This window comes from Algorimicrobium bowmanii (assembly GCF_054031195.1).
Genome location: NZ_CM132929.1, coordinates 1092501 through 1105123, shown reverse-complemented (window position 1 = coordinate 1105123; position 12623 = coordinate 1092501). Strand labels below are relative to the sequence as shown.

Sequence of the window (12623 nt, the reverse complement as noted above, 5' to 3'; positions counted from 1 at the left end):
ATTATTGACCTAAATTGAAATTTACTTTTACAAACCCAACTTGTTTAACTGGTGCATTGGAGTCGGGACGCCATTTATGAGATAAGGCTATTTTTTTTGCAGGTTCTAATAAACATTCAGCTGTATTTGTAGTTCCTTTAACTCCTGGGGTTGCTTCAACAACTTGACCAGAGCGGTTAACAATAATTTTCACGATTACCATTCCAGACTCATTACAGTCTTGTTTAAGTTTTTGATAAGATGCTTTACCTCTACCATTCAGTCCGTAACCAACACCGCCGCTTCCAGATCCAGGATCTCCAAAATAACTAGCGGCATAAGGATCTCCATCTAATTGACCTTTATCTCCTGCTGTATTATCGTCACCTTCACTACCGGATACAGTACCTTCAGACTGACTAACACCACCAATTAAAGCGTCTAGTTTTTTCTTTTTAGCCTCTTTTTCAGCTTGCTCTTTAGCTTTTTGAGCTGCTTCCGCTTTAGCTTTCTCAGCTGCTTCTGCTTCCGCCTTTGCCTTAGCTTCAGCTTCTTCTTTGGCTTTCGCTTTAGCTTCAGCTTCTTTCTTTTTCTCGATAGCTAATGCTTCTTCGTTTTCTTGTGTAACAACCTCTTCTGCTTGTGCTTGTTCTGATGAAGCAGCAGTAGGTTTTGTTTCTACTGGCTCACTAATAGCTTCTTCAGGTGGGCGTTGTATGTTTTTAGGTTCTGATTTAACCGGTTCTGTAGGTTGAATATTACCACTACCCACAGCAGAGTTACCGAAATTTACAGCTACACCGTATTCTTCAGGAGGATCCATATAAGGTGGACCAACCACAAACAATAGTAAAACCAAGATTAAAACAATTAATGTTGTAATCTTGGCTGAATTTCGTTCGTGTTTGGTTTCTAAAAACTTCATATAATTTATAACCTAGTTAGGTTTAACTGCTAAAATGACCTTAATTTTGTTCCTATTAGCAATATCCATGACTTTTACAACATTATCAACAGGTACTGTTTTCTCTGCTCGTAAGACAACTGTTGGCTTTTCTTGGCTAGATAAGGCATTTAATAATTCACCTTCTAACATACTTTCACCTACTAATTTTTCATCAATGTAATACCTAAGATCTTTAGTGATACTAACAGCTACAGATTTTTTATTCTCTGTTTTACCATTAGCACTTGGCAGTAAGATATCTATAGCGCTAGTTGTTACCAAAGTAGATGCTATCATAAAAAATATAAGTAATAGGAAAACAATATCCGTCATAGACGACATATTGAACTCGGGGGTTACTTTATTTCTTCCTCGTATGTTCATATTAAATAGGTTCGTTTAGGTGATCTAAAAACTCTAATGAATTTGCTTCCATTTGATACACAACCTTATTTGTTTTAACAACCAAGTGGTTATAACTTATATAAGCTACAATACCTACTATTAAACCAGCTACAGTTGTTGTCATAGCAGTATATAAACCACTAGCTAAAACATCCATTTGGATAGTTCCACCAGCATTTGCTAATTCAAAAATGGCTAAAATCATTCCTACTACGGTTCCTAAAAAGCCAATCATAGGAGCAGCACCTGAAATTGTAGCTAAAATGCTGACATTTTTTTCTAAACCATAAATTTCTAAACGACCAGCGTTTTCAATAGCTGTATTAATATCCTCTAATGGTTTCCCTATTCTTGAGATTCCTTTATTGATTAATCGTGATACTGGAGAGTTTACTTGGGCACATAATAACTGTGCTGCATCTATGCGTCCATTACTAACATGATCTTTTATTTGATTCATAAAATTACCATCAATTTTTGATGCTGCTTTAATAGCAAATAATCGTTCAAAGTAAATGTAACAAGCTACTACTAATAGTATAAAAAGTAAGGCTATTATTATTTGACCTGCAACTCCTCCACTACTAATTAACTCTATAATAGATAATGTTTTTTCAACTGGCTCACCTTCTGTAAGTATCTCTGCGTTATCTTGTGCAGCTTGTATCGTTGTATTCATCATATGGTTTTGACTCTTAAATTAAATAACGTAATAAATTGAATAAAATTATATTAGAAAATAGTTCTTGTAAACATAAAGGCTACAGCTCCAACTAAAAATCCAATTAATGCTAACCAAGCTATTTTTTTAAGGTACCAGAAAAAATCTATTTTTTCCATTCCCATAGCAACAACACCTGCTGCCGAACCTATAATTAACATACTTCCTCCTGTACCTGCAGCGTAAGCTATAAAGTGCCATAACTCATTATCTATTGGCTCTGAAAACATACCTAAACTTGCTGCCACCAATGGCACATTATCAATAACTGCTGAACCAACTCCCATTAGTAAAACAACTAAATCAGAAACACCTGCATGGTGTAACTCGGTTCCTAACATTGGCATATTGTCTTGTAAAGAAGAGGCAAAACCAAATAAAATACCTAAGGATTCTAAAGCAGCTACTGCCATTAAAATACCTAAAAAGAATAGGATACTTGGAAGCTCGATTTTAGATAAGGATTTATGTACTGGACTATGATGCCCTTCATGATCTGCTGTTTCATCTGTATCAAACGACATGGCAAATTTTCTATTACTATAAACTTCAGCAAAAATAGCCACAATACCTAATGCTAACATCATTCCTACATACGGTGGCAAATGAGTCACCGTTTTAAAAATTGGTACAGAAATAATTCCTCCTAACCCTAAATACAACATAATAGCACTGTATTTACTCTTAGGCTTATCTTCTCCATCTTCGTCATTTTCAATTGTACCTTTAAAAGCAGGTAAAAATGATGCGATAAAAGTTGGAACAACCATACATAGTAATGATGGTATGAATAAGTATACAAATAGATGACCACTTGTTACTTTCTTACCAATCCATAACATAGTAGTAGTAACATCACCAATAGGAGACCACGCTCCTCCTGCATTTGCTGCAATAATGATTAAACCTGCATACCATATTCTAACATCGCGATCGTAAATTAGTTTCTGAAGTATTGATATTAAAACGATAGTAGCTGTTAGGTTATCAATAATGGCTGATAAAATGAAAGCTAAAAAAGCAAATATCCATAGAATCTGACCTTTATTTTTAGTTTTTATAAAACCTTTAATGGTTGCAAATCCATCAAAATAATCTATAATTTCAACAATAGTCATAGCCCCTAAAAGGAACACTAAAATTTCAGCTGTTTTACCTAAATGATGTAATAGAGTTTCCTCCATTAAGTGCATTTTCTCTTCATGCTCTAACAGTCCAAAATTATCTAATAATAAATGTTTTCCTGAATCGAACCATTGTGGAAAATTATCTATACCCAAAGCTATTAAGGCCCAAGATATAGCCATCATAACTAAAGCAGGAATAAGCTTATCAATTTTTAAATTATGTTCAAGGGTGATTGCTAAATAACCGATAACAAATACACCAATAATTATTGACTCCATATTTTATTTTATTACACTAATTGGCCTAAAGCTATTTCAAAGGCTGTTTTACTTAATTCTTGTTTTGAACTGTTTTGCTTATACACATTCTCTAAAGCTGTCTTGATAATTTCAGAAGTATCTTCAAAAATAGATTCATCGGTCATTTGAACGCGACGCTCCATAAAATAAGCAAAAACACGAGCCATACCACAGTTAGAAATAAAATCAGGTATTAAACTAACACGCTCATCGGTGTGTTCCATAATTGGTCCGAAGAAAATTTCTTTATCAGCAAACGGTACATTAGCTCCACAAGAAATAACTTCTAATCCACTTTCAATCATGGTATCAATTTGTGCTTGTGTAATTAAACGAGAAGCAGCACATGGTAAGAATATTTCAGTTTCTAAACCCCAAACTTTTTCATTCATTTCTGCAAACGGAATTAAGTTTTCGGCTTTTAAAGTATTATCAGTTTTATCTAAAAACAGGTTATTAATTTCTTCAAAAGTAAAGCCTTCTTCACGAATTAAACCACCAGCAATATCTATAATACCAACTACTTTAGCTCCCATTTTAGAAATATAAAAAGCAGCTGCTGCTCCTACATTCCCAAAACCTTGAACAACAACACGTTTTCCAACAACAGAACCGCCAAAAATATCATAATAATGTTTAACAGCTTCAGCTACACCAAAACCTGTAATCATATCTGCTACTGTATATTTTTGAGCAACACTTGGAGAATAATTTGGGTTTTCAATTACCTTAACAACACCCTGTCTTAATTGACCAATACGGTTTATTTTATCGGCTTGAGTTGGTTTAAAGTGCCCTTCAAAAACCCCTTCTTGAGGATGCCAAACACCACTTTGCTCAGTAATTGGAATAACTTCATGAATTTCATCAACATTTAAATCACCACCAGTACCATAATAACTCTTTAATAACGGAGATACCGCTTTATACCAACGTTCTAGAACGCCCTTTTTTCTTGGATCTTGAGGATCAAAATTAATACCCGATTTAGCACCACCAATAGCAGGGCCAGAAACGGTAAACTTAACTTCCATTGTTTTTGCTAATGATAAAACTTCATTAACATCTAAGCCTTTACGCATACGTGTTCCGCCACCAGCAGCACCACCACGTAAAGAATTTATTACAGTCCAACCTTCAGCTTCTGTTTCTGGATCTTTCCAATTAAAAACAATTTCAGGCTCTTTATTTTCGTACTTTTGAAGTAATTCTTTCATTATTATATTCTTATTTTAACTGGTAAGATTTTCTTTATTTGTCAACAAATATAAAAAACAATAAATCGGTAAATATTAATTTTACAATAATTTTATACCTTATATATTTTACCGGAACTATGATTGTGTTTTGCACCTGTTACACTAGCTAAACAATTTACCTTATTTTGAAACTTTAAAACACCTAATAATCCAAAAATTAAAGCTTCTTTATATTCTAGAAGATCGCTACTAGGAATGATGATTTCGACAGCAATTTGCTTTTTCAATTCTTCTATTAAAAATGAATTATAAGCACCACCTCCAGTAATTAGTAGTCTACCTGTAGTAACCTGCTTACCAATTTGCTCGACAACATGCGCTATAAATGTTCTTAATATATTGGGAACAGACAGATTATAACTGTCTATGAGTGGGAATATATAATTTCCAACCCATTCTAACCCTAAAGATTTAGGAGCTTGTTTTTTATAAAAACTCAAATTATTTAACGCTTGTAATAAACTTACATTACAAGTTCCGGACGCAGCTATTTTTCCGGCATCATCATATTCCAATCCTAAGTGAGTTACATAATGATTTAATACGATATTTACTGGACAGATATCAAAAGCTATGCGCTTGTCAGATTTATCGGTCGAAATATTTGCAAAACCTCCTAAGTTTAAACAGTAATCATAATTTGAAAAAAGCAACTTATCTCCTATAGGCACTAATGGAGCACCTTGTCCTCCGAGTAGCACGTCTTGAACTCTAAAATCGCAAACAACGGTGTGGTTAGTTAATTGTGCCAAGTTTTTTCTATTGCCTATTTGAATAGTCAGACCATTTTCAGGTTGATGTAAAGCTGTATGACCATGAGAACTAATAAAATCTAGGTTATAAATTTGCTGCTCATCTAAAAACTGATTAATTAAAGAAGCTAAATATAAAGTATAGTCTTGGTCAATAAGTTGTAATTCTTCAGGAGAAACGGCCACGAGCATTTTAAGCTTTTTTATCCATTCCTTAGTATAAGGTATTGTTTTACAACCTTTAAAACTGTAGCTCCAGACTTTATTATAGCTGAATTCAATATGTGCCAAATCAACACCATCTAGTGATGTTCCCGACATAACACCCAAAACATTATAGGTAGATTTTATCATATGATGTAAAAATACTAATCATTATTGAAAAAATGCTACTAAAACATTATCTTTGCCATCATTTTTTATCAAATCAACAATAATAAATTATTATGGATTTTACGCTTACAGAAGAACATATCATGATTCGCGACGCAGCGCGCGATTTTGCACAAACAGAATTACTACCAGGCGTTATAGAGCGTGACAACAAACAAGAATTCCCACAAGAATTAGTAAAAAAAATGGGAGATCTTGGTTTCTTAGGTATTATGGTAGACCCACAATACGGCGGAAGTGGTATGGATGCTATCTCTTACGTTCTTATTATGGAAGAACTTTCCAAAATTGATGCCTCGGCTTCTGTAATAGTATCGGTGAATAATTCATTGGTGTGTTATGGCCTTGAAAGCTATGCTAGTGAAGAACAAAAACAAAAATATTTAACCAAATTAGCAACAGGTGAATTTGTTGGTGCTTTCTGTTTAAGTGAACCAGAAGCTGGTAGTGATGCTACCTCACAAAAAACTACTGCTATAGATATGGGAGACCATTACCTATTAAATGGTACTAAAAACTGGATTACAAGTGGTGGAAGAGCTGATGTTTATTTAGTTATTGCTCAAACAGATAAAGATAAAGGACATCGTGGTATCAACGCCTTTATAGTTGAAAAAGGGATGCCTGGTTTTGATGTTGGACCTAAAGAAGATAAGTTAGGAATTCGTGGTAGTGATACACATACATTACAATTCAATGACGTAAAAGTTCCTAAAGAAAATAGAATAGGTGAAGATGGCTTCGGATTTAAATTTGCTATGAAAACACTTTCTGGTGGACGAATTGGTATTGCTGCTCAAGCTTTAGGTATCGCTTCTGGAGCTTACGAGTTAGCTAAAAAATACTCTAAAGAACGTAAAGCTTTTGGTACTGAAATTTGCAACCACCAAGCTATTGCTTTTAAATTAGCTGATATGGCTACTGAAATTGAAGCTGCTAGAATGTTAGTTATGAAATCTGCATGGGATAAAGACCAAGGTAATAACTATGATATGTCTAGTGCTATGGCTAAATTATATGCAAGTAAAGTTGCCATGGATACTACTGTAGAAGCAGTACAAATTCATGGAGGAAATGGATTTGTGAAAGAATACCATGTAGAGCGTTTAATGCGTGATGCTAAAATTACTCAGATTTATGAAGGAACTTCTGAAATTCAAAAAATAGTAATTTCAAGAGGTGTATTAAAAGATTAATAACCTTTTACATAATAGTATAAAAAAATCCCAATGCATGCATTGGGATTTTTTTATTTAAGAGTTTCTAAAACTAAACGTATTTCGCCATAACTATACTTATCATCTAATTGATGTTTTAAATCAGATAGGTTTTCAAATGTTTTATTAGGTATCAATTCCTTTAGTTCCTTAAAGTGTGTTTCTGGCATTAAATCGGTAGGCTTTATTTCGCCCGTAGGGATAAACGTAACCAAATGACCAAAAATAGTATTTTCATTTAACTCGCGTTCATCGGCTATTTCTGCTATACTTTTCCCTGACTTAAAAAGATTATAGGACTGTAACTTCGTGTCAATCTTTTTCGTTTGCTTCGTTTCACCTTTAAAAGCAGATGCTTGACTTTCAAAAGCAATATCATTATCATCACAAAACGTTTCAATAACCTCTAAAATGGCACGACCATATTTTTCAACTCGAACTTTTCCCATCCCATCTATTTCAAGTAATTCCTTTTCTGTAGTTGGTAGTGTTTCACAAATAGCATAAAGTGCCTTTTGAGTAAACACTTGGTAATGAATCAAGTCTTTTTCTTGAGCTATCTCATTTCTTAAAACTCTTAAAAGCTCAAAAAGTTCCACATTTGTGGTGCCATCAATTATGGTTTTTTTAGATTTTTTAGGTTTTTCTTTTGCAAGAAATACGGCTTTAGCTCGTAAATCTAGAAATGGTCGAGTTTTAAAACCATCCTTAAGTTCATTAAAATAAAGTGTTTTAGTGTCTATTAGCGTTTCAATAACATTACTATTCTTGAGAAGGTCGGATTCTATTGCCTGGTTATCTGTTGTAAATTTAAAATTTTTAAATTCAGGAATTAATTTGGAATCAAATTCAGTTTTAAAATAAAAAATAGCCTTTTTAAACCGCTCCTGAATTATAGAACTCGTTTCAGGCATGGATTCTTTAGCTGCAAGTGACATTAATTGACTATTAAAACCAGCACTTATTTTTAAAAAACTAGTAACCATTGTCTTTATTGCCATTATGGGGTTTTCTATCTGGCCCTCAAGACTACCTCTATTTTTATAATATATATCTAATATGCGATTAAGAGGATAAAGGAAATCATAGAAATAAAACACCTCGTTAATCAATCCTAACTGAAAATGCTTCTTTGACTCTTCTAAAACCTGATTATCAGGTTGGTTATTATTAGCCGTTTCATTAAACGATAAAACATGTCCATCACTAATAATTTGCTGAGAGGTAATCTTACTCTTTAAAACTAAACCTTCTAAAGATTTACAACGACTTAATGCAACATACGTTTGTCCATGAGCAAAAGCTCCTTGAGCATCAATAATTGCTTTTTCAAAAGTTAAACCTTGACTTTTATGTATAGTAATAGCCCAAGCTAAACGCAGTGGCAACTGTATAAAAGAGCCTATTTTATCTTCTATAATTGCTTTTGTTTCTTTATTTACGCTATAATTAATATTATCCCAAGTTTCGGGTGTCGTAACAATATCGAAATCATCATCCGGACAACGAACAACAACTTCATTAAAATTTAGGCTTACTACTTTACCTATCTTACCATTAAAATAGCGTTTTTCCTGCAAGCTATCATTTTTAATAAACATCACTTGCGCCCCTACTTTAAGAGATAATTCAACCTTATTTGGATAAGCATGTTCAGGAAATTTACCTGTTATTTCTGCTTTATATGTCTTAGCCTTGTGGTTAATAGATTCTAGTTCTAATTGATTGGTTTGTTCTGCACGATTATTATGAGTGGTTAATTGGATATACCCCGCATCAGGACTTGGGCTAAAATCTGGTTGATAGCGTTTGTTAAGAATAGCTTCCGATTCTAACGAAAGTTTATTATTTCTAATTTCATTTAAAATAGTAATGAATTCAGGGTTTTCTTGCCTGTATATATGCTTTAGCTCAATAGATATAGGCATACATTGCTGATAGGCATGACTACTAAAAAAGAACCCATTTTTGTAGTATTTTTTTAATAGAGACCATTCATGATCTTTAATAACGGGCGATAATTGTTGTAGGTCACCAATCATTAAAATTTGAACGCCACCAAATATTTTATTTTTGTTTCTAAAGCGTCGTAAGGTTTTATCTATTCCATCAAGTAAATCAGCACGAACCATACTAATCTCATCAATAACTAATAAATCCATAGATTTAATAATATTGATTTTTGTTTTACCAAATTTTCTATTAAAGCCTTGATTAGAACGCGTGTCGGTATCAGGTAAAATAGGCCCAAATGGTAATTGAAAAAAAGAATGAATAGTAACACCTTTAGCGTTAATAGCTGCAACACCTGTTGGTGCTACAATAACTGTTCTTTTTAGCGATTCATTTTTTAATTTATGAAGGAAAGTTGTTTTACCAGTACCTGCTTTTCCTGTTAAAAATAGGTTTCTATCAGTTTCATTTACAAACTGCCATGCTAACTCTAATTCTGGATTATTTTTCAAAAGAATAATATATAAATGTCTAGTCTATAAAATTACAAAATACTTATAACCTATATAAACTAATATAAAAGCTATTCACGACATGAGGCAAAAACAAATAAAACAAGCCTGATAAAAATGCCGTTTACTTATTAAATATGTGTAAATCCCTACAAACAATTACGGTTTTCCCGTAAAAGCTCCATATAAGAGTAAAATTTATGTGCATAAATTTTAGTTAGAGAAAAAATAGAGTAAATTTAAATCCCCTAAACTAATTAATTGCACAATATTCATGCAAAACCCAAATCATGAATTGGAGACTTCCATTCAATCGCCTATCACGTTTGCTTATTCTTTAGTATCCAAAAGTTCAGATGGTGTAACTTTTTGTAACCTCAGTACTATAAACACGGTTACCACCGATTCTAATTTTTTAAAACTTATAGGCCTTAATTCTAATACGGTTACTTCTAAATCATTAAACTGGGAAGACTTTCTATATATAGATAGTTTAGCGCTTATCAAACAGCATATTCAAAAAGCCCAATTAAATAAAAACCACACCTTTAAGGAAGAGTTAAAAATATATAATCAGAATAAAGATTTAGTATGGGTAAGTTGTACAGGTTTTATTGTAGAAACACCAGAAAAATTAACAAACACGCTTCTCATTGCTTACAATGATATAACGAAATATAAGAAAACCGAAAATAAGCAAGCATTAAGAATAAATCGTTTTGAGCAAGTTATTGATGGGGCTTATTTTGGTTCTTGGGAACATAACATCGAAACTGAAGAAGTAATTTTAAATAATCGTTGGGCAGAAATAATAGGATATAGTCTTGAAGATTTAGGTGTTATAACTACCGAAACTTGGAAAAAATATACACATCCTGACGATTGTAAAATAGCAGAACAATTATTTGAAGATCATATAAGCGGTAAAACCGATTTTTACGCTTGTCAGTTTCGAATGAAACACCGAAATGGCAATTGGGTTTGGGTATTTTCAAGAGGAAAAGTTACAAGCTACTCTCTGGACGGTAAAGCCAAATGGATTGCAGGATCGCATTATGACATTACGAACATTAAACAAAATGAAATAGAACTTAACCATCAAAAAAAATTACTAGAAGAAGTTAATGAAATTGCTAAAATTGGTGCTTGGGAATACAACATAAAAACAAATACGTTCTATTGGTGTTCTACTATTAAAAAAATTATAGAAATAGATGATGATTATGAACCATCTATCCCTGGTTTATCAGAGTTCATTATTAATGAAGAAGATGAAACCATAAGAAAAGAGAATATGGCAAATACCTTTAAAACCGGTAAGCCATTTAAGCATACATTACAAATTAAAACTAAAAAAGGAAACGTCTTATGGGTTAACATTATTGGAAAATTAAAATATACAGATGATGACCCTGTTACAATTTATGGTTTCTTACAAGATATTAACGAACAAGTAACTGTCAACGAGAACCTATCTCAAAAAGAAGAACAGTTCAAAAGAATTTTCAAATATGCCCACAATGGCATGTGCTTAGTTGGTTTAGAAGGTAATTTTTTAAATGTCAATACAAGCCTATGCAAAATGCTTGGCTATACAAGCAAAGAAATAAAAAAATTAAAATATCAAGATGTTACACACCCAGATTACCTAGAAAAAGACCTACAATGTGTACAAGATATTTTAAACAATAAAATAGAAAGCTATCAACTAGAAAAAAAATACATCCGTAAAGATGGTAGTGTAATGTTTGGATTACTATCAGTAACTATTGTAAAGGATAATGATGGGAATCCTATGTATTTTATATCTCAAATAAATGATATTACGGAGCGTAAGAATAATGAATCACTTTTAAAACATAATTCACATTTATTAGAGAGTGTTAACGAAGCAGCACAAATAGGTATTTGGGAATACGATTTAAATAAAGATGAAGTATATTGGAGTGATACCATTAAGAAACTAATGGGAGTTCCTCCAAATTACGAACCTAATTTAGACGATGCTATTTCTATCTTTAAAGAAGGAAAAGACCGAACTAAAATTTCAAACCTTGTTAGTAATGCAATAACAAAAGGGATAAATTACGACGTTAATTTACAAGTAAACACCAAACATAAAGGTGTAAAATGGGCAAGAACAATAGGTATATCTGAATATAAAAATGGAAAATGTCAGAAATTGTATGGTTTTTTTCAGGACATAGACGCTATTAAAAAAGCTGAACTACAAATAAAACTTAAAGAAGAACAATTTAGAACGACATTCAAACATTCTAAAACAGGAATGGCTATAATAAGTAGCAACGGAAAGATTCAAATGGCTAACCCAAGTTTGTGTAGTATGCTTAAGTACTCAGAAACAGAATTGAAAGAAATGAGTATTTATAATATTACATTTGATAAAGATTTAGCTTTTACATCTGAATTTCTAGAATCATTAACTTCAGGAAAAATAGATGGTAAAAATTTTGACAAACGCTATATAACTAAAAATGGATCTATAATTTGGGCAAATGCTACAGTAGCAGCTGTTAAAAATGATAAAGGTGAATTCACACATGTCGTTGCTCAATTAATTGATGTAACAGAAAACAAACTATTAAACGAAAGTTTAAAAGAACATAACAAGCGTCTGGTAGACTTTTCACATATCGTTTCACATAATTTACGATCTCATACCAGTAATATTAACATGTTATTAGATATTGGAAAAGATAAAAATCCGGACCTAATAGATAATGAAATATTTCAACACATGGAAACAGCTGCTAACAATATGAGTGAGACAGTTAATTACCTGAGTGAGATTGTTGAAATAAACACAAAATTAGACGAAAAATTAATAGCAGTGAATTTACAACCATATGTTCTTAAAGCTATTGAAAATTTTAAATCGTCACTTAAGGACATTAATTGTATACCAACTATATCGGTAGATGAAAATTTAAAAGTACTTGTTATACCAGAATACTTAGAAAATAGTATTCTAAATATAATAAACAACGCTATTAAATACAGGAATCCCAACAAAGCAGCAATAATAAATATTACAAGCG

9 protein-coding genes (1 of these 9 only partly in view) are annotated in these 12623 nt (G+C 32.3%); 2 read left to right on the top strand and 7 right to left on the bottom strand.

All coding sequences use genetic code 11. The features are described 5' to 3' along the window. Position 1: 1 nt before the first annotated feature. The 6 genes from ACW5R3_RS04895 to ACW5R3_RS04870 all read right to left on the bottom strand — a co-directional run bounded on the left by ACW5R3_RS04895 (position 2) and on the right by ACW5R3_RS04870 (position 5843). Complete coding sequence (locus ACW5R3_RS04895; protein WP_456578494.1) at positions 2-904, bottom strand: energy transducer TonB; 903 nt, start codon at positions 902-904, stop codon at positions 2-4. A 12-nt stretch (positions 905-916) separates the two neighbouring features. Further along, complete coding sequence (locus ACW5R3_RS04890) at positions 917-1309, bottom strand: ExbD/TolR family protein (RefSeq protein ID WP_456578493.1); 393 nt, start codon at positions 1307-1309, stop codon at positions 917-919. A gap of 1 nt (position 1310) precedes the next feature. Next, positions 1311-2012 (bottom strand): MotA/TolQ/ExbB proton channel family protein, encoded by a 702-nt coding sequence (locus tag ACW5R3_RS04885; protein ID WP_456578492.1) that lies wholly within the window; start codon positions 2010-2012, stop codon positions 1311-1313. A 50-nt stretch (positions 2013-2062) separates the two neighbouring features. Next, entirely contained in the window at positions 2063-3457 is a 1395-nt protein-coding gene (nhaD, locus tag ACW5R3_RS04880; protein WP_456578491.1) for a sodium:proton antiporter NhaD, read from the bottom strand. Positions 3458-3468: 11 nt separating this feature from the next. Continuing rightward, on the bottom strand, positions 3469-4695 hold the full coding sequence (locus tag ACW5R3_RS04875; RefSeq protein ID WP_456578490.1) for a Glu/Leu/Phe/Val dehydrogenase dimerization domain-containing protein: 1227 nt from the start codon (positions 4693-4695) through the stop codon (positions 3469-3471). Between the two features lie 92 nt (positions 4696-4787). After that, the gene (locus ACW5R3_RS04870) at positions 4788-5843 is read right to left on the bottom strand and encodes an anhydro-N-acetylmuramic acid kinase (RefSeq protein WP_456578489.1); all 1056 of its coding nucleotides are present in this window, start codon (positions 5841-5843) and stop codon (positions 4788-4790) included. A gap of 92 nt (positions 5844-5935) precedes the next feature. On the opposite strand from ACW5R3_RS04870, the gene ACW5R3_RS04865 reads away from it, so the two are divergent. Continuing rightward, the gene (locus tag ACW5R3_RS04865; RefSeq protein WP_456578488.1) at positions 5936-7078 is read left to right on the top strand and encodes an acyl-CoA dehydrogenase; all 1143 of its coding nucleotides are present in this window, start codon (positions 5936-5938) and stop codon (positions 7076-7078) included. Between the two features lie 53 nt (positions 7079-7131). Here the strand turns inward: ACW5R3_RS04865 and ACW5R3_RS04860 are convergent, their stop codons facing one another. Further along, the gene (locus ACW5R3_RS04860) at positions 7132-9564 is read right to left on the bottom strand and encodes a helix-turn-helix domain-containing protein (RefSeq protein WP_456578487.1); all 2433 of its coding nucleotides are present in this window, start codon (positions 9562-9564) and stop codon (positions 7132-7134) included. Between the two features lie 274 nt (positions 9565-9838). On the opposite strand from ACW5R3_RS04860, the gene ACW5R3_RS04855 reads away from it, so the two are divergent. Further along, a protein-coding gene (locus ACW5R3_RS04855; protein ID WP_456578486.1) for a PAS domain S-box protein crosses the window boundary here: on the top strand, positions 9839-12623 show its 5' portion. Its footprint extends 245 nt past the window's final position; only the first 2785 of its 3030 coding nucleotides appear in the window; it begins with the start codon at positions 9839-9841; its stop codon lies beyond the right edge, outside the window.

Bases quoted from the DNA above. Each gene is read 5' to 3' on its own strand.
- ACW5R3_RS04895 (WP_456578494.1), bottom strand. From the start codon at position 904: ATGAAGTTTTTAGAAACCAAACACGAACGAAATTCAGCCAAGATTACA.
- ACW5R3_RS04890 (WP_456578493.1), bottom strand. From the start codon at position 1,309: ATGAACATACGAGGAAGAAATAAAGTAACCCCCGAGTTCAATATGTCG.
- ACW5R3_RS04885 (WP_456578492.1), bottom strand. From the start codon at position 2,012: ATGATGAATACAACGATACAAGCTGCACAAGATAACGCAGAGATACTT.
- nhaD (WP_456578491.1), bottom strand. From the start codon at position 3,457: ATGGAGTCAATAATTATTGGTGTATTTGTTATCGGTTATTTAGCAATC.
- ACW5R3_RS04875 (WP_456578490.1), bottom strand. From the start codon at position 4,695: ATGAAAGAATTACTTCAAAAGTACGAAAATAAAGAGCCTGAAATTGTT.
- ACW5R3_RS04870 (WP_456578489.1), bottom strand. From the start codon at position 5,843: ATGATAAAATCTACCTATAATGTTTTGGGTGTTATGTCGGGAACATCA.
- ACW5R3_RS04865 (WP_456578488.1), top strand. From the start codon at position 5,936: ATGGATTTTACGCTTACAGAAGAACATATCATGATTCGCGACGCAGCG.